The 19,048-nt window shown below is 47.7% G+C and carries 15 protein-coding genes; 3 read left to right on the top strand and 12 right to left on the bottom strand.

What is annotated here, in order from left to right:
- Nucleotides 1-66 precede the first annotated feature (66 nt).
- The 3 genes from DXN05_RS13620 to DXN05_RS25060 all read right to left on the bottom strand — a co-directional run bounded on the left by DXN05_RS13620 (nt 67) and on the right by DXN05_RS25060 (nt 8,065).
- Nucleotides 67-1,164 carry a vWA domain-containing protein gene (locus DXN05_RS13620; RefSeq protein WP_116847813.1) on the bottom strand — a complete coding sequence of 366 codons (1,098 nt, stop codon included), beginning with the start codon at nt 1,162-1,164 and terminating at the stop codon, nt 67-69.
- A gap of 131 nt (nt 1,165-1,295) precedes the next feature.
- A complete protein-coding gene (locus tag DXN05_RS25065; protein WP_245975209.1) occupies nt 1,296-4,643 on the bottom strand; it encodes a protein O-mannosyl-transferase family in 3,348 nt (1,115 codons plus the stop codon).
- Nucleotides 4,644-4,807: 164 nt separating this feature from the next.
- Entirely contained in the window at nt 4,808-8,065 is a 3,258-nt protein-coding gene (locus DXN05_RS25060; protein WP_245975208.1) for a glycosyltransferase family 117 protein, read from the bottom strand.
- Nucleotides 8,066-8,250: 185 nt separating this feature from the next.
- Between DXN05_RS25060 and mtaB the strand changes: the two genes are divergently transcribed.
- The 3 genes from mtaB to DXN05_RS13590 all read left to right on the top strand — a co-directional run bounded on the left by mtaB (nt 8,251) and on the right by DXN05_RS13590 (nt 10,467).
- Nucleotides 8,251-9,525, top strand: a complete 1,275-nt coding sequence (gene mtaB, locus DXN05_RS13600) for a tRNA (N(6)-L-threonylcarbamoyladenosine(37)-C(2))-methylthiotransferase MtaB (protein ID WP_116847812.1) — start codon at nt 8,251-8,253, stop codon at nt 9,523-9,525.
- A 295-nt stretch (nt 9,526-9,820) separates the two neighbouring features.
- Nucleotides 9,821-10,090, top strand: coding sequence for a hypothetical protein (locus tag DXN05_RS13595; protein WP_116847811.1), 270 nt, complete (start codon nt 9,821-9,823; stop codon nt 10,088-10,090).
- Between the two features lie 86 nt (nt 10,091-10,176).
- Nucleotides 10,177-10,467: a hypothetical protein gene (locus DXN05_RS13590; protein ID WP_116847810.1), complete on the top strand. Its 291-nt coding sequence runs from the start codon at nt 10,177-10,179 to the stop codon at nt 10,465-10,467.
- A gap of 132 nt (nt 10,468-10,599) precedes the next feature.
- Here DXN05_RS13590 and carA read toward each other — a convergent pair whose 3' ends face one another.
- The 9 genes from carA to DXN05_RS13545 all read right to left on the bottom strand — a co-directional run bounded on the left by carA (nt 10,600) and on the right by DXN05_RS13545 (nt 19,016).
- Nucleotides 10,600-11,694 (bottom strand): glutamine-hydrolyzing carbamoyl-phosphate synthase small subunit, encoded by a 1,095-nt coding sequence (gene carA, locus DXN05_RS13585; RefSeq protein WP_116847809.1) that lies wholly within the window; start codon nt 11,692-11,694, stop codon nt 10,600-10,602.
- 263 nt (nt 11,695-11,957) lie between these two features.
- Nucleotides 11,958-12,482: a 50S ribosomal protein L17 gene (gene rplQ, locus DXN05_RS13580; RefSeq protein ID WP_116847808.1), complete on the bottom strand. Its 525-nt coding sequence runs from the start codon at nt 12,480-12,482 to the stop codon at nt 11,958-11,960.
- A gap of 128 nt (nt 12,483-12,610) precedes the next feature.
- The gene (locus DXN05_RS13575) at nt 12,611-13,609 is read right to left on the bottom strand and encodes a DNA-directed RNA polymerase subunit alpha (RefSeq protein WP_116847807.1); all 999 of its coding nucleotides are present in this window, start codon (nt 13,607-13,609) and stop codon (nt 12,611-12,613) included.
- 144 nt (nt 13,610-13,753) lie between these two features.
- The gene (rpsD, locus tag DXN05_RS13570) at nt 13,754-14,359 is read right to left on the bottom strand and encodes a 30S ribosomal protein S4 (protein ID WP_116847806.1); all 606 of its coding nucleotides are present in this window, start codon (nt 14,357-14,359) and stop codon (nt 13,754-13,756) included.
- A gap of 196 nt (nt 14,360-14,555) precedes the next feature.
- The gene (rpsK, locus tag DXN05_RS13565; RefSeq protein ID WP_116847805.1) at nt 14,556-14,966 is read right to left on the bottom strand and encodes a 30S ribosomal protein S11; all 411 of its coding nucleotides are present in this window, start codon (nt 14,964-14,966) and stop codon (nt 14,556-14,558) included.
- Between the two features lie 143 nt (nt 14,967-15,109).
- Complete coding sequence (gene rpsM / locus DXN05_RS13560) at nt 15,110-15,490, bottom strand: 30S ribosomal protein S13 (protein ID WP_116847804.1); 381 nt, start codon at nt 15,488-15,490, stop codon at nt 15,110-15,112.
- Nucleotides 15,491-15,548: 58 nt separating this feature from the next.
- On the bottom strand, nt 15,549-15,665 hold the full coding sequence (gene ykgO, locus DXN05_RS13555; RefSeq protein WP_066209001.1) for a type B 50S ribosomal protein L36: 117 nt from the start codon (nt 15,663-15,665) through the stop codon (nt 15,549-15,551).
- Nucleotides 15,666-15,716: 51 nt separating this feature from the next.
- The gene (infA, locus tag DXN05_RS13550; protein WP_116847803.1) at nt 15,717-15,935 is read right to left on the bottom strand and encodes a translation initiation factor IF-1; all 219 of its coding nucleotides are present in this window, start codon (nt 15,933-15,935) and stop codon (nt 15,717-15,719) included.
- A gap of 273 nt (nt 15,936-16,208) precedes the next feature.
- Nucleotides 16,209-19,016, bottom strand: coding sequence for a TolB-like translocation protein (locus tag DXN05_RS13545; protein ID WP_116847802.1), 2,808 nt, complete (start codon nt 19,014-19,016; stop codon nt 16,209-16,211).
- Nucleotides 19,017-19,048: the final 32 nt, after the last annotated feature.

Genomic DNA, 19,048 nt, shown 5'->3' with positions numbered 1-19,048 from the left:
AACTGCATCCCGCTGCTGTTACGCATTGCGGGCGATGCAAAGGTAAGTAGGAAGGCATTATTGTAATTAATACACTGTTTTCCGTTTACCGCTCTCAAAATCCCTGAATATGAATGCGCCCAGTTTATCAAGTGAGGCAAAGAAGGCTTTGCCGTTATTGGTTTCGGTAAACTCCTGTACAAACCGCTGCAGGTATGGGTCAGATGCTATCATAAAGGTGGTGATAGGTATCTTCAGTTTTTTACACTGCGCTGCCAGGTTAATACAGCGGTTGGTAATTTTCCGGTCAAGCCCGAAACTGTTTTTGTAATAACGCTTGCCTATTTTTAAACAGGTGGGCTTACCGTCGGTGATCATGAATATCTGCTTGTTCGGATTTTTCTGCCTGCGCAGTATATCCATCGCAAGCTCCAGCCCCGCCACGGTATTGGTATGGTACGGACCAACCTGCAAATACGGCAGATCCTTGATCTCTACCGGCCAGGCATCATTCCCAAATACCACGATGTCCAGCGTATCTTTCGGATACTTGGTGGTGATCAGCTCACTCAGTGCCATCGCCACTTTCTTGGCCGGGGTAATGCGGTCTTCCCCGTACAAGATCATCGAATGCGAAATATCGATCATCAGTACGGTAGATGTCTGCGCCTTGAAATCCGTTTCGCGGATCTGCAGGTCGTCTTCACGCATGGTAAAGCTTTCTATACCATGATTGATCTGTGCGTTGCGGATGCTTTCGGTAAAGTCAATCTGTTCCAGCATATCGCCGAACTGGAATGGCTTTAAATCAGGACTGATATCATCGCCCTGACCCGGTTTAAATGTATTGTGATCGCCCTGTTTGCTGCGTTTCAGTTTTCCGAAGATTTCTTCGAGGCTGCGTTTGCGTATACCCTGTTCCGATTTGGCAGTAATGATAATCTGCCCGGTTTGGTTATCATCGCGTATATAACCATTCTCCCTTAAATCGTCAATAAAATCGCCCATCCCGTAGTCATCGTCCGTTAACTGGTACTGCTTATCCAGTTCGTTCATCCATTGTAATGCCTCTGCCACATCTCCGCTGGTGTAGGTAAGCAACTGCATGAATATGTCCAGCAGCTGTTCAAACCTGGTTTTCCCCGAGGCATTGGGGTCGAATTGTATAAATCTGTGTCCAATCATAATCTAAGCTACAAAATGTATGCATGCTATCCTACAAACAGTTCGTTAAGGATTTTGGTTCCACCCCAAACGCAAAAAGCCCCTTTCACAGGGGCTTTTTGCATTATTTCAGTGCCTTTATGGCGCTTTTGCTATGGTTTTGCGCTATCCACGGCTGCAGGCAAACCGGAATCACCGCCCAGTATGACACCTGTTTCAGGTGTTTTAGGCTTTTTGCCGGAGTAGTTCTGCTCCAGCGCATCCAGGTCGCGCAGCATGCCCTGCACACTGTTTTTGTCGTACTCCATGTTCTCCGCTTTTTTACCTGTTAAGCTGTTCAGGTAACGCAGCTGCTGTTGCAGGTCTTTGCGCAGTGCAGCCAATACTTTGGCAGACAATGCTTTGTCTTCTGCACGGTACGCTGCTTCCAGGAACATCATCGACAGGCGGTTGTGCTCATTGCCTCTCGATACCATGGCATACGGGAAATTACCCGGATCCATCATTTTATCGGCCTTGTTCAACACCTGGCGGGCTTCTTCTTTCCTGTTTTTGAACGACAGGTCAAGCGACAGCTCGGTGTAAGCGCGGCGGATGGTATTGAGGTGGCGGCGGTTTTCTTCGTCAAAATACACACCCGGCACATCAGCATTGCCTGAACGGAATTTCGTCATCAGCTTGTCTTTCATGTAATCGGTGTTGATATAGCTGTTCACCAGCGGCACCAGGCGGTAAGTTAAACCGTCTTTGCGCAGGTACTGGCCAAAGCCCAGCTCACCGTACTGATTGGTAAAGTAGATCGGACGTTTCCATTTATTGGCAGCGATAATGGTTAATACCGCCAGGTCGTTTTTCATTAAACCACCGCGGGCAGGCAGGTCAATATGCAATTCAGTCAGCACGCTGTCTTCGGGGTTAACCGTTTTGTTTTGTTTTACCACGTTCACATCCACCGGAACGCTGAATTTGCTAACCGGGTAAAAGCTCATTTCATCTTCACCACGTGAGAAGGTATAGGCATCGTTGGCTATAAAATTTTTCATTACATCGTACAGGTCGTAGTAACGGTTGCCGTCAATTTTAGCCAGCAGGTCGCGCACTTTGGTGGCATCTGCCTGGTTTACTTCACCACGGGTAATAGAATTTTCTACCGAACCGCGGCTCATTACGTAATCCCTTTTGCGGCCTTCAATCTGCGCTGCAGAAACAATCACATCAATCGGGTCGCTCTGGTTTACTTTATAACGCAGCTGGTTAATATACCAGTCAATACCCAGCAGGCTGGTGTTGATTACACGGATGTCGGGGCGAACGCCTTCCACTTCCTGTGCATACCATAGCGGGTAAGTATCATTGTCACCAAAGGTGAAGAGTATCGCGTTAGGTGCACAGCTTTCCAGGTAATCTTTCGCCAGGTCTGGTGCCAGCAGTTTTTTGCTGCGGTCATGATCGTTCCATTCCTGTTGCGCCATAATTACCGGCACAGCCAGCAAACAAACCACGGTAGCAATGGTAGCTGCAGTAGTCTGGTTCACTTTTTTGGCCAGCCATTCCTGCACTTTCAGCACACCCAGGCCAATCCAGATGGCAAATGCATAGAACGAACCCACATAAGCGTAGTCACGTTCACGTGGCTGGTAACCGGGCTGGTTCAGGTAAATAACAATCGCAAAACCGGTGAAGAAGAACAACAGGAAAGTAACCAGCGCATCGTCTCCTTTTCTTTTGAAATGGAAGAACAGGCCGATTAAACCCAGTATCAGCGGCAGTGCAAACAGTTTATTGTGCGCTTTATTTTCTTTCAGGCTGTCAGGCATCTGGCTCTGGTCGCCGTAGAAAATGCTGTCGATAAAATCAATACCGGTAATCCAGTTGCCGTCACGGGGGTTACCGTCAAACACACCCTGCACATCGTTTTGCTTACCGGCAAAGTTCCAGAAGAAATAACGCATGTACATGAAGTAGTTCTGGTATTCCAGGAAGAAACGCAGGTTATCGCCAAACTCAGGACCGCGCTCATAGCTGCCGTCTTTGTTTTTACCGATGCCCATAAAATAAGCATAGTAATCAGCGTGTGCCTGGTCATTGCTGGCATCCCACATACGGGGAAATACCATTTTATCTTCAGCAGCATACACGTAGTGGCCGTCTTTGCCGATAGCTACATATTTGTCTTTGCCTTTTTCGTATTTGGTAGTGCCTTCTTTATAATCGATAGGCTGCGCATTAAATTTCTGGCCGTACAGCAGCGGGAAATCACCATACTGGTCACGACCCAGGTAGCCCACTAAGCTCATCGGGTTGTCCACATTGTACATATCCACCGCAGGGTCAGCATTACTGCGGATCATGGTAGTGATGTACGTGCTGTAACCCAGCAGTATGAAGGTTAAGCACCACAGGCTTAAACGCAGGTAACCCCAGCCTTTCTTGTTCGCAAAACGCAGGCCCAGCCAGATGCCAATAGCCAGCAGCACAAAAAAGATGATAAAGCCGGAGAAATACGGCATACCCACTGAGTTCACAAAGAAGATATCGAAGTAGCCGGCCACCTTAACAGAGTACTGTATCACCGCTACCTGTACAATACCTGTAATGGCACAGGCAATCACAAAAAAGATATAAATACCGCCGTAGTATGTTTTTTTGGCTTTGTTGGCGCGTTCAACCAGGAACAGCAGCGCAATGGCAATCAGCGAGCCGAAGAACACCAGGGTGGCCACTGTACCGTCTACGCTTACAATGCCGCGTTCAGCATTCACTTCGCCCGATGCACCGATATAGGCCAGTATAGCACCCAGCACACCACCAATAAGCACAATCCAGATAAAGTAGCTGCGCAGTTTGGCATAGTTGAAAGAATCTTTCCGGCGGAAATAATAGATCATCACGATGGCAGGGATGTTCAGCAGGCTTAACAGGTGCACACCGATAGACAAACCGATCATGAAGAAGATAAACACAATCCACCTGTCGGCACCCGGCTCGTCGGCCTGGTTTTCCCATTTCAGCATGGCCCAGAATACGAGTGCGGTAAAAAAGGAAGACAGTGCGTACACCTCACCTTCCACTGCGCTGTACCAGAACGAATCGGAGAAAGTATAAGCCAGTGCACCAACGGCGCCTGCCCCCATAATGCTCCACAGCTCACCCTTGGTAAAGGTTTTGAGCTTGTCGCCTTTCTGAACAATTTTACGGGCAAAATGGGTGATGCTCCAAAAAAGGAAAAGGATGGTAAATCCACTGGCCAGGGCACTCATAATGTTTACGCCTTTGGCTGCAGTGCTCGGGTTACCGCCGAATAGGATAATGAATAAACGTCCGATTAATACGAACAGGGGAGCTCCCGGGGGGTGTGGAATCTGTACCTTGAAGCAGCTGCTCACAAATTCGCCGCAATCCCATAAGCTTCCGGCAGCCTCAGCCGTTAAAATGTAAACGGTGCAGGCTATCAAACAAACGATCCAACCAGTGATGTTGTTGATCCTTTTAAAATTCATACCAATTTTGGATTTTTTTTAAGACTGGCAAACCTAATGTAAACTGTTGAATTATAAAACATAAAATTCCGGGCCCCAAACCGGCCCTGAAAAACACATTCCAGGCCAGGGTCTTTTTTTACGAATCCCTTACCTGGAATGCATTTCAGCCAAATGAATGGCGTTTATTTTGTGTCCATCAGCCTGCTCTCGGGCGAGGCCGGTTTGCCGGTACGGTACATTTTTTCGAGCGCTTCAAGATTATTTAACAGGCTAACGGCCGAGTTTCTTTCGTAGGCCATCCCGTTCGCCTGGCGCTCGCCCAGGGTGTCGTAATACTTAATCTGCTGCTCCAGGTCGTGTTTTACAGAATCCCGCACCTTCTGCGCCAGCTGCTGCTCGTTGGCCCGGTAACAGGCCTGCAGAAACAGGAGGGATATGCGGTTATGGTCGTTGTTCTTGCTCGTCATGCCATAAGCCAGGTTCTCCTGCAAAAACATGCGGTCGGTTTTATGCAGTACCTTACGCGCCTCGTCGGTGCGGTTGGTATCCAGCAGGTTAATGGCCAGTTCAGTATTGGCGGTGCGGATGATGTCCAGCTGTTTGCGGTTCTCTTCATCAAAATATACACCGGGTATGTTGGCGCTGCCATAACCGAATTTGTTCATTACGTTATCGTACATCGCCGTGGCGTTGTAGCCGCTGTTATTCGATACCGGCACCAGGCGGTACGCCAGCCCGTCTTTACGCAGGTACTGACTGAAGCCGAGATTGGTATTGTTGTTATCCATCGTAAAATAAATGGGTCGTTTCCATTTATTGGCAGCAATAATGTTCAGCACAGCCATGTCGTTTTTGTACAGCGTGTTTTTGGGTATTTCAAAACGCAGGGCCGTTAATATGCTGTCGCCCGCCTGCACGGTTCCGTTTTGTTTTACCACGGCTGCATCAACAGGCACTGCCACTTTTTTTACCGGGTAGCTGGGGTACATGTCGGTGCCCCTGCTCTCCTGTTTGGATGGATCGTCGCTGCCCACGTAATTGCGCATCATATCGTACAGGTCGTAATACCGGTCGCCTGCAATCCCCGGCTGCGGTTTAAAGAAGGCAATATCACGTTTGCTGCCCGCCACCTGGTCTTTGCTCCAGATCACATCCACCGGGTCGCTCTGGTTTATTTTGTAGCGCAGCTGGTTCATGTACCAGTCGCTCGCCAGCAGCGAGGTTATTACAATGCGTACATCCGGGCGTATGCCTTCCACTTCCTGTGCATACCACAACGGGTAAGTATCGTTATCGCCCACGCTGAACAAAATGGCATTGGGCGCACAGCTTTCCAGGTAATCTTTGGCCACATCGCGTGCCAGTTGTTTTTTGCTGCGGTCATGGTCGTTCCATTCCTGTTGCGCCATCAGCAAGGGCACTGCTGCAAAACACAAGGCTGCAGCAAATCCTGTACGCCATACCGGTAAACGAAAGGCCGCCAGTTTGGCCAGCCAGGCATGTACCTGCAATACGCCCAGCCCGATCCATAAAGAAAATGCGTAGAAGGAACCCACATACGCATAATCGCGCTCGCGTGGCTGAAAACCGGGCTGGTTCAGGTATATCACGATGGCAAACCCTGTAAAGAAAAACAGCAGGAAACTGACCAGCGCATCGCTGCGGCGTTTTTTATACTGGTATACCATACCCAGCAAGCCCAGCAGCAGGGGCAGCATAAAGAGTTTGTTGTTTGCCTGGTTGTGTTTCAGGCTGTCGGGCATGGCCTGCTGATCGCCGTACATGAGGTTATCAATAAACCCGATGCCGGTAATCCAGTTGCCATCACGCGGTGCACCATTGAACATGCCTTCCAGGTCGTTTTGCTTACCGCTGAAATTCCACATGAAATAACGCAGGTACATAAAGTAGGTCTGGTATTTCAGGAAGTAATCCACGTTGTCTGCAAAATCAGGACCGCGCTCATAGGTTCCGTCTTTGGCCTTGCCGATGTTCATGTACATGGCATAGTAATCCGCATGTGCCTGGTCGTTGGTCATATCCCACATGCGCGGGAACACCATTTTATCTTCCGGCAAAAACACATAGTGGCCATCTTTACCACCCGCTTCATACTTCTTGTCTCCCTTGATGTATTTGGTGCCGGTTTCCTTGTAATCCACCGGCTGTGCATTGAATTTTTGTCCGTACAGCAAGGGGAAATCACCGTATTGCTCACGGCCCAGGTAACCGTTCAGACTGATGGGATTGTCTACATTAAAAATATCTACCCCGGGGTCTGCATTGCTGCGTATCATAGTGGTGATATACGTACTGTAACCCAGCAGCACAAACACCAGGCTAAACAATCCCATGCGCAGGTAGTACAGCTTCCTGCGGTTGGCAAAACGCATCAGCCACCAGATGCCGATGCCCAGCAGCACAAAAAAGAAGGCAAAGCCTGAGAAGAAAGGCAGCCCCAGGTTGTTTACAAAAAACACATCGAAATACCCCGCTGCCTTTACGGAGTATTGAATAATACCCACCTGCATCACGCCCACCAGCACGCACGACAGTACAAAAAATATCCACGCGCCGCCGTACAGGGTTTTCCGGGTTTTACCCAGTTTTTCCGCGATATACAGCAAACCAATCGCTGCGCCCGTACCCAGCAGCATCAGGCCCGCTACCGTAGCATCCAGTGTAATACCGCGTTCTGCATTTACTTCCGAGTTGGCGCTGATCAATGCCGCCACAGTCGCCAGCGCTCCTGCTGCGAATGTTAGCCGTACAAAGTATTTACGCACCAGCGGGTAATTCAATGCAGGCTGTTTACGGAAATAATATACCATCACAAGTGCCGGCAGTGTAAGCAGGTTCAGCAGGTGCACGCCAATGGACAGGCCCATCATAAAAAAGATAAACACAATCCACCGGTCAGCTCCCGGCTCATCCGCCACATTCTCCCATTTCAGTATGGCCCAAAACACCAATGCGGTAAAGAACGATGACATTGCATACACTTCGCCTTCCACTGCGCTGTACCAGAATGAATCTGAGAATGCATATGCCATCGCCCCTACCACGCCACAACTCATAATCAGCAGCAGCTGACTGGGCTGCAATACTGCTTTGCTGTTACCCTGCACAATTTTTCGTGCAAAATGGGTAATACTCCAGAACAGGAAAAGAATGGTAAAACCGCTGGCCAGTGCGCTCATGATATTAACGGCCTTCGCTGCCGTGAGCGGATCATTGCCAAACAGTACGATAAAGAAACGGCCGAGTAGTACAAAAAGCGGGGCGCCGGGCGGGTGCGGGATCTGCAGTTTAAAACAGCAGCTCACAAATTCGCCGCAATCCCATAAGCTGCCGCCTGCTTCAGCCGTTAAAATGTACACGGCGCAGGCTGCAAAACAAACCAGCCAACCGGTGAGGTTGTTGATACGTTTGAATGTCATGGTGTATGGTTAATTTAAGTAAGGGAAGAAGAATAGTTAAACTAATCATCCTTTTTCTTACTATAAAGCCGCCCAAGTATTTTAGGAAAAAATTGGGAACAAATGGTTAGATGGGTAAATGGCCCGATGGTTTCAGCAATAAAGCCATAAAACCATAGATGCCATCATTTTCGTATCTTCGCGCGATGGAAAAGAGGCGTTCTGTAGCATTTCACACACTGGGTTGTAAACTGAATTTTTCTGAAACATCCACCCTGTCGCGGATGCTTGAAAATGATGGTTTTGAGAAGAAGGAATTTGAAGATTTTGCGGACGTATATGTCATCAACACCTGTTCTGTTACAGACAACGCTGACAAGGAATGCCGCCAGCTGGTACGCCGCATCCAGCGCAAAGCCCCTGAAAGCCTGGTGGTGATCACCGGCTGTTATGCCCAGCTGAAACCCAGGGAGATATCCGAAATTCCCGGGGTTGACTTGGTGCTTGGCGCAGCAGAAAAATTCAACATCGGCCAGCATCTCCGCGAACTGGCCAAGGGCGATTCTGCCAAAATAAGCAGTTGCGATATTGAAGATATTACCGGGTTCAATGCCTCCTGGTCTGTGAACGACCGCACCCGCACGTTTTTAAAAGTGCAGGATGGCTGTGATTATACCTGTTCTTTCTGCACCATCCCCATGGCCCGTGGCAAAAGCCGCAGTGACCGGATAGAAAACGTGGTGCGCAATGCTGAAGAGCTGGCCGCTAAAGGTGTGAAAGAGATAGTGCTCACCGGTGTAAACCTGGGCGATTTTGGTAAAGGCCCTGATGGCAACAAAAAGAGCGAAGAAAGCTTTTATGAACTGGTGCAGGCCCTCGACAAGGTAGCAGGCATTGAGCGTTACCGCATTTCTTCCATTGAACCCAACCTGTTATCCAGCGACATTATCCGCTTTGTGGCAGCCAGCAGCAAGTTCATGCCGCACTTCCATATTCCCCTGCAAAGCGGCAGCAACCACATACTGGGTATGATGCGCCGCCGTTACAAGCGCGAGCTTTATGCCGAGCGCGTGCAGCTGATTAAAGAACTGATGCCGCATTGCGCCATTGGTGTAGACGTCATCGTTGGCTTCCCCGGCGAAACTGACGAGTACTTTAAAGAAACATTCGACTTCTTACACAGCCTCGATATCTCTTACCTGCATGTATTTACCTATTCTGAAAGGGCAAACACGCATGCGCTGGATATTCAACCGGTTATACCGGTAAATGTGCGCCACGAACGCAATAAAACCCTGCGCAACCTCTCCTACATGAAAATGCAGTACTTCACCAGCCAGCACCAGGGCCAAAAACGCAAGGTGCTGTTCGAAGGGCACGACAAAAATGGCATGATGGAGGGTTATACTGACAATTATATCCGCATTACCGCCCCCTACCAGGAAAAAATGGCCAACGAAATCGTTGAATGGGCCGTATAGCAGCCGCTACTCATGGTAAATTTGTACATTGTATAGGTGGTTTTCAGCAGGTTTGAAAACAGGATGGTTATTATACGTAATAAGCTGATTTACATATAAAAACTTATCCTTAAAGAATTGTTGTCCCCGCTTTCCGGTCCGTTTTTTTGCCTTAATTTTGTCCCTCCCGGTGCTTAACCCCACAGGGAACTAACCTAACTCCAACTTGCTATCCCATTAAATCTGACGACGAGCCCATTAAATTCAGCTTAGGCCATTGAATTGATTTATTTGATTAAAAAGAGAAGGAGTTTATATGTTTTCTTATGCTTTGCTGGAGCCTGGTTGTTATTACCTGATTCAGGAAAAGGAAAATGCACCGCTGATGATGGTGCATATTTCTGTAGCTTCCGACTACTGCATGTATGTATGCAAGTATGGTGAAGAAGAAGTAATGGAATGGAAGAAAAAAACCGATCCCATTTTCGACATCATCGAGCTGCTGAGTGATAACGTGGTGCGTGACTGGCAAGAGGTGTATAACAGCACCCAGGACACGTACGATTATGAAGAAGACGAGGAATAAGCAGCGTTCAACCTGTTACCATCGTAGCAACCGATACGCCAGGCAGGCCCACCCGCTTGTCTGGCCGCTTTCACAATACTGTCAGCATGAAAAGATTTCAGGCGATTGTACATTTCGAAATGGATAAGGATTTTATGTCGCTGCTGCCCCCGCACAGAACGTACATCAATTATCTCATTAACAAGCAGGTGATAGACAGTTATGCCGTGAGCATGGAATCGCAAACGGTATGGATCACCATCAATGCACTGTCAAAGGCAGATGCTGACCAGTACCTGGCCAAATCACCGCTATACCCGTACTGGCGCTACGAAATTGAAGAGCTGCAGATATACGACGGGCAGGTGTTCCGCATGCCTACGCTGCAAATGAATTAGCTTGAAACAACCAACGTGTTTGCCGTACCAGCACTGGTGCGGCCTTTTTGTACCCGCAACTGTCCTTCACCTTACCACATAAAAAAGTCCATACCAGCCGGTATGGACTTTTTCTTATTCAACTGCTGTGAATTATTTCGTCATCAGTGCCACGAAGTCATCAAACAGGTAACGGCTGTCGAACGGACCAGGTGTGCTTTCGGGGTGATACTGCACGCTGAAAGCAGGTTTGTTCTTCAGGCGTATGCCTTCTATTGATTCATCGTTCAGGTTTACGTGTGTAACCTCTACTTCCGGGTGATTGCGCACCGCAGCAGGGTCAACACCAAAACCGTGGTTCTGTGTAGTGATCTCGCTTTTGCCTGTTACCAGGTTTTTCACCGGGTGGTTCAATCCCCTGTGGCCATGATGCATTTTAAAAGTAGGGATGCCATTGGCCAGGGCCAGCAGCTGGTGACCCAAGCAAATACCGAACAAAGGCTTTTCTTCTTTCAGTATTTCTTTCAGGGTTTCCACTGCATAAGGCATGGCTGCGGGGTCGCCGGGGCCGTTGGAGATGAAATAACCGTTCGGGTTAAATTCTTTCAAACGGCTAATGGGTGTTTTGGCAGGATGTACACGCACATGCGCACCCCTGTCTACCAGGCACTGCAGGATGTTGCGTTTCACACCAAAATCAAGCACCGCCACTTTCAGGGCAGATGCAGGATCACCCATTTCATATTCTTCGCTGGTACTTACTTCGCTGGCCAGTTCAAGACCGTCCATATCGGGCACTTTGCCCAGTTCGGCTTTCAGCTGGTCAACATCCAGTATTTCGGAAGAAATAATACAGTTCATAGCGCCTTTGGTACGGATATGCGCTACAAGTGCACGGGTATCGATGCCTTCAATGGCAACGATATTGTTTTGCTTCAGGTAGTTGTCCAGCGAATCGGTAGCCTGATAACGGGAGAAACGCTCTTCGAGGTTACGGCCGATGAGACCACGGATTTTTACACTGGTGCTTTCGGTATCTACCTGGTTAATGCCATAATTGCCAACATGCACGTTGTTCATAATCAGCACCTGGCCTGCATAACTGGGGTCAGTAAATACTTCCTGGTATCCCGTCATTCCTGTATTAAAACAGATTTCACCGGTGGTGGTACCTATTTTCCCAAAGGCTTTACCATGAAAAACATTTCCGTCAGCTAACAGTAAAAGAGCAGATTGTGTCTGGGGCATTGCTATATCTGTGATTTTTTTTGCAAAAAAAGCGCTTAATTATGAAATATTGTTCTAAAGTTTTCAACCGGCAGGCAAAACGTGAATCGTCAGTGTCAATGATCCTGCGAACAGAGGCAATCTGTATTTATTCACTATTGACTATTCACTATTCACTATTCACCGGTGCTCACTTTCGTACTTATAAAAAAGGCAAAACTGAAAAACAGTTTTGCCTTTTATTCAATGAAGATCTGTGATAATATGTGGATCGTGCCAACGCATTATTCAGCAGCTGCTTCAGGTTTAGTTTCTTCAACTGGTGTTGCTTCTTCAGCAGCTTCTGCTTTAGTTTCAGCTTTTTTACGGCTACCACCAGAGCGGCGCGTTTTCTTGGCTGGTTCAGCAGATTTGGCAACTGATTTACCGTAAATTTCGTTGAAATCAACCAGTTCAATCATTGCAGTTTCGGCATTGTCACCTACACGGATGCCTAATTTCAGGATACGTGTGTAACCACCGGGGCGGGCAGCAACTTTAGGAGCGATCACTGTAAACAGTTCTTTTACAGCAGCTTTGTCCTGAAGGTAGCTAAACACGATACGGTGCTGGTGGCTGATCTGCGCTTCGTTACCATTCTTTTTGGTTTTGGTAATCAGCGGTTCAACGTAAGTACGCAGGGCTTTAGCTTTAGCCAAAGTGGTAACAATACGTTTGTGTGTAATCAGCTGGCTGGCTAAGTTAGCCAGTAATGCTTCCCTGTGGGCTTTTTTACGGCCCAGATTGTTGATTTTGTCTCCGTGACGCATGGCATTTTGATTTTGTAGTCCGCACCGTGCCAGGAATTACGGACTGTGTTTATAAAACGTTCACTTTTTTAAAGGTTCAAAGTTTCATGTTTAACGTTCCTCTTTAAATCTTCAAACGTGCAACTTATTTAATCCAGGTTATCTAAACCCAGTTTGCTCAGGTCCATACCAAAGTGCAGACCGCGCTCTGTGAGTACCTGTTCAATTTCGCTGAGTGATTTCTGACCGAAGTTGCGGAACTTCATCAGGTCTTCCTGTTCGTACTGTACCAGTTCGCTCAGGCTGTTGATTTTTGCTGCTTTTAAGCAGTTGAAAGCACGTACGCTCAGATCGAGATCTTCGAGTGGTGTTTTCAATACTTTGCGCAGCTGCAGTACCTGCTCATCCACCACATCTTCTTTCTTGTCTTCTTTGTTGTCGAAAGTGATGTTTTCGTCGGTGATGATCATCAGGTGCTGGATGAGAATACGTGAAGCCTGTTTAACCGCTTCTTCAGGATGGATGGTACCATCTGTAGCAACTTCCAGGATCAGTTTCTCGTAGTCGGTTCTTTGTTCCACACGGTAGTTTTCAATACCATACTTCACATTTTTGATGGGCGTATGAATTGAATCGATGGGGATATAACCAAACGGAGCGTCTTTAACTTTGTTTTCTTCTGCAGGAACGTAACCGCGGCCTTTGGCGATGGTGAATTCAACATCGAGTTTGGCAGAGGGATCCATTGTGCAGATAACCAGCTCAGGGTTCATTACCTGGAAGCTCTGAGTAGCTTCACCGATGTTGGCGGCGGTAAACTCACCTTTGTTTTTGATAGAGATGGTAATTTTTTCGCTGGCAATATCATGCTCAACTACTTTCTTAAACCGAACCTGTTTCAGGTTCAGGATAATTTCGGTTACATCTTCTGTAACACCTTTGATTGTGGCAAACTCGTGGTCTACCCCTTCCATCTTGATACCTACGATGGCATAACCTTCTAATGAACTCAGCAACACCCTGCGCAAAGCGTTACCGATGGTTAAGCCGAAACCAGGCTCAAGTGGACGAAACTCAAATTGACCTTCAAAATCGGTTGACTTTTGCAAAACGATCTTGTCAGGCTTTTGGAAGTTTAAAATGGCCATTTTATACTCCGGATTTTAATTTTTTGGTTAGTCAGCCTTCGTGGGGAAGGCTGAACAATGGTTGTACTGCAAGGGTGCAGTACAGGTGGTCGGCAGTGAATATAGTGAAAAGGTTTGAACCTTTTCACTACGCACTGCATACTATTATTTAGAATACAATTCGACGATCAGTTGTTCCTTAATGTTTTCAGGAACGCTTTCCCTTTCAGGATAAGTGATGAATGTACCCTGTTTTTCTGTTTCATTCCAATCCAACCAGCTGAATTTGGGGTTTTTGCCGCGGATCTGGCTGGTCAGTGCAGTGTTTGCTTCGCTTTTTTCTTTCAGGCCGATGATATCACCTGGCTGAACCTGGTAAGAAGGAACATTCACGATAACGCCGTTAACGGTTACGTGTTTGTGGCTTACCAGCTGGCGTGCTGCAGGACGGCTGGGCGCGATGCCGAGACGGAATACAGTGTTGTCAAGACGGGCTTCGAGCAGTTTAATCAGGTTTTCACCTGTTACGCCTTTCAAACGGGCAGCTTCTTCAAAAGTGTTGCGGAACTGGCGTTCTAATACACCGTAAGTGTATTTGGCTTTCTGTTTTTCTCTCAGCTGCAAAGCATATTCACCCAGGGTTTTACGTTTGCGTGAAGCACCGTGCTGACCGGGAGGATTGCTGTTTTTGCCTAACCATTTGCCATTGCCCAGGATCGGCTCACCGAAAATGCGGCTGATCTTTGTTTTGGGGCCTGTGTAACGTGCCATACTCTGTTTAGTTTGTGATTTTTTAGTGTCGGCGTTTCATCTGTAAAAATCTAAAATGAATGAAACACCCTGTTTTAAATTAGTGAGAACCTGGCTGAACATTCCGGACGAAGCCAGTGCTACCCGGATTTACAAATACCAAAATCCAAACACCGTGTTGCGGCATTTGGATTTGGCTGTATGTTCAGTTATATCATTAAACCCTTCTTTTCTTGGGAGGGCGACAACCGTTGTGGGGTAAAGGTGTGACGTCTTTGATCATTACTACCTCGATACCAGACTGTGACAGGGAGCGGATAGCGCCTTCACGACCTGAACCGGGACCTTTTACATATACGTCAACTCTTTTCAAACCTGCGTCCAGCGCTACTTTAGCAGCATCTGCAGCGGCCATCTGGGCTGCATACGGTGTGTTCTTTTTAGAACCACGGAAGCCCATTTTACCAGCTGAAGACCAGCTGATAACCTGACCTGTTTTATTGGTAAGAGCAATAATTACGTTGTTGAAAGTAGCGCTGATATGAGCATCGCCATACGCGTCAACTTTTACTATCCTTTTCTTCGCAGCTGCTTTCGCGCTGTTCTGAGCTTTAGCTGTTTTAGCCATTTTGCTTTGTTTAAAGGTAATCTTCTAAAAATGGGGCCCCTCCTTTTCCATTTGCATGGAACTATCCGGCGGCTTTGTATGATAAAGAACAATAGAGCGATACAAATTCCGGCAACCTGCCGAAACCTGTGAGCAACCTCAGACTATTTCTTAGGTGCTTTCTTTTTACCGGCAACGGTTTTACGTTTACCTTTTCTTGTACGGCTGTTGGTACGTGTGCGCTGACCGCGAACGGGCAAACCTTTACGGTGACGCAGACCACGGTAACAAGCGATATCCAGCAGGCGTTTGATGTTCATCTGAACTTCACTGCGCAGTGCACCTTCGGTTTTGATTTCATTACCGATGATGGTACGGATAGCAGCCTGCTCATCGTCGTTCCACTCGTTTACTTTTTTGTTAAAGTCAATACCTGCTTTAGTCAAAATGTATTGAGCAGTAGAACGGCCAATACCGAAAATGTAGGTAAGACCAATTTCGCCTCTTTTGTTCTTTGGTAAATCTATACCGGCAATACGAGCCATAGTATTATTTTAGTTTTCTGATTAACTAATGTTCCCCTTCTCAACAGAAGGCTTTCAATTAACCCTGACGCTGCTTAAAGCGGGGATTCTTTTTGTTGATGATGTACAGCTTGCCTTTCCTGCGAACAATCTTGCAGTCGGCACTTCTTTTCTTTACAGATGCTCTAACTTTCATAATTGTATATTTTACTTAGCTCGCAGTAAAAGACTGAAGCCTTCGTTAAAATTATTTATACCTGAATATGATTCTTCCCCTCGACAAATCGTAAGGACTCATCTCTACGCCCACTTTGTCGCCGGGCAGTATCCTGATATAGTGCATCCTCATTTTACCTGAGATGGTGGCCAGTATTTCGTGGCCATTTTCCAACTTAACCCTGAACATTGCGTTGCTCAGTGCCTCGAGAATTATACCATCTTGTTTGATCAGCGGTTGTTTAGACATACGATTTTTGGGAGCGCAAAGATAGCCAAATTCATTGGAATAATGAAACGTTTGCGATTTTTTTTATACTTTTTGCAATAAAAGGGGCAAAGTACAGCTTTTTTGGCAGAAAACAGCCTTTAAATCAATTGAATATTGACCAGGAAACAAGGAATTACGAAGGCCGGTCTGTTCACCGCGGTCCAGTTTGTAGCCTGTGAGAATACCGGCAGCCTGCAGCTTGTTTAACCTGTTATGGCCATCGAAAAAAGTTGTATAGCGGGCATGTACCCGCTATAAATTTACCGGCAGTACAATCTCAAACTTATTAAAATTATTTACGATATTTTTATTCAGCTGGTAGTTATACCGTATTCCGAAACTTACGGCTTGCTGGTTCCACCAGCGGGTATCGAAATACAGCTCCCCTCCTGTGGTGTTGAAACGGGTGTTGAGGCCCGTACGCAGGCTTTTACCATTGGTATAATCGTAAAAGGCGTTGAAGCGGATGCGTTTGAAGTAAACAATATTGCCAAAACCCCAGTCAGGGTAAAACAGCGGTACATGGTAATTCACCCCTACCCGCCACATACGGGGGTAGTCAATGGCATCGTAGCCGCGGGAGAAGGGGAAGTTGTCGCTGAAATAATAATTACCGGTGGTATCCCTGGCCTGGTAGGCGCCGGTGATCACGAGGTTGTGGGACTTCATCAGTGCCGGCAGGTAGAAGGCTGCACTGGCCAGCAGCTGGTGGGCGGTGTACTTATCTACAATGGTGCGGTACTGCAGCAACAGGTTCTGCGCCCAGCGCGGGTAAATATGCTGTTGTGCGGACTGGATTTGCCCGCTGTACTGCAGCCTTGATTCCACATAACCGAAATGGATATTCTGTGCCCCCATTTGCTTGGCCTTTCCCGTCCACTGCACCTGCTGTATATTATAGGTAGAAGACAGGGTGAGGTAGCGGTATTGTTTGCCATGCGAAAAATCGAACGGCAGCTGCAACCCGGCATTGGCATTCAGCTCGTTCCAGTACAGGCGGGTATCGGCGCGGTACAGGGCATTACGGTTAAAGGTTTCACTGATGCCGAATACCGGCTGCACATACCAGCCACCGTATACACCACTGTAACCAACGCGGCTGTAGCCTTCATCATAATTATAGGTATAGTACAACTGGCTTTGCAGGGTATTGAGTACATTTTGTCCGTACACGGCTACCGTTAAATCGGGCTGGCTGTAATAGGGCCGCCAGCTGTGAAAATTAAACAGGCGGGTGGCCTTGCGGTAGCGGCTCACCGCCCATGCAGAATCGGGCACCTGCTGTAATGTATTGTTGATGCCGCTGTTAAACGGATGTTGCACATACAGAGGCGTAAGGGTATCGCCGGCAGCTGCAGCGGGCGCCCATTGCGGTTGCAGTTCGGCCAGCTGGTAGCCGTCTGCCGTAAAAATGGAAGCAACGGCCCTGCCACCTGGTGTTAGTGCGGCCTGGTAAATACCGGTATTGTAAGCAGCCACGCGGTAATGCTGCCGTGCGGTGCGCACATAAGCCCATAACTCATCGGCCCCTTTGTTGCTGCAGGTATATAATAAAGTATCACCCTGCACCACGGGGTAGCCGGTAATGCGGTTGGCAAAAGGCAGGATGGTTTCCCAGGTGCTGTCGGCTATGCGATACAGGTTAATGCTCATTTCACCTGCTGCATTTCTTTCCATAACATACAGGCTGCTGTCGTTTGACGTGAACTTGGGATAAGCGTAGATGTGTTTTCCCGGAGCAGCTACGGTACGTATTACCTGGCCATTGCTTTGCAGCAGCACCAGTGCAGATTGCTGTGCAGGCGTATAGTTCACGGCTGCCAGCTGGTTACCGTTGTGCGAAATATCCGGCGTGAAATATTTACCGTTTCGGGTAATGCTTTGTATGTTGCCGGTAGCCATATCCAGCACCTTAATATCACTGAAATCGCGGTTACCCCACCGTACATCGGCACGGTAGGCGGCATAGGCAATGCGGCCGTTGTTGTAAGAGAAGTAATCATCATATGCGATATCGCGGGTGGCAATACGTTGCTGGTGCCCGGTTGAATCTACCCGGTAAAATGCAGGGATACTGCGATAGCTGTTTTTGAGTACTACATAACTGCCATTACCTGTTGCATAAGGATACTGGTAGTTCACCACATTGTTTTGCTGCGGCAGGGTAAGCAGCCGGGTATTATTACCCAGGGTATCGTACTGCCACTGTTTACTGAACAAATCAAAAGCACCGTGTACAAAGTGATGGTACGTATCGCCGCTGTATTTTTCAACCGCATGTTGCAGGGGATAAAAGAGCGGCTTGAAACGAACAGCATCCTGAGTTACGTTTTTCCAGAAATCGCTGCCGTATTTTTCGTACCCATAAGCCACCATCATATAACCAAACTGGTACCAGTTCGGCATATAAAACCTGTACGATCCGTTACGGATTTGCATATAGGTATAACTTTTATCCTTATCGAGCAGGGCACGGAAACCACTGAAGAAAAACGGCAGCCTTCCCCTGCCCTGCCTGCTTAGCCTGGTTTCATTGTATACCGCATCCCCCTCAAAAAACCAGTCGGGCACGGCTGTTGCGTTGGCGAGTGCCTGCCCGTCTTGCCCGAACAGTATGCTGAATGTTTTCGATAAGCCGTGGTTGAAATTGCTGTATTGCTGTACATGCCTGAACTCATGGATAGACAAATTATCTGCCCAGTTTTGTGCACCCAACTCCAGAGCGTTCATGGGTGGCATCAGGAAAAACTCGCTGCGGTAAGGCGCCAGTGCTACATAGGCATTGGAAAGCGTGATATTGTTTTGCAGTACTAGGTTTACTTTACGGATATGCCCGCCGATTGATGCGCTGTAATGCTGTTGCAGGTAATTGGTAACACTGGCAATGCGCCGGGCCGTGGTATCACTGATATCCTGCGGATAGATAACGCGGATGGCAGGCGTATTTACCTGTTTCCATTTTACAGAAGAAGGCGTGCCGCCGAACTGCTGGGCACCTGCGGGCAAACAACTCAATACAAACAAAGAAACAAGCAAACCAAGAGTAACCGAGATACGCATAAGGAGGCTTTGTAAAATGAAAATAAGGATTT

Origin of the sequence: Deminuibacter soli, assembly GCF_003412455.1 — a bacterium.
Taxonomy (GTDB): Bacteria; Bacteroidota; Bacteroidia; order Chitinophagales; family Chitinophagaceae; genus Deminuibacter; species Deminuibacter soli.
The sequence above is the reverse complement of the archived record's forward strand: the minus strand, read 5'-3'. Positions and strand labels throughout refer to the sequence as shown.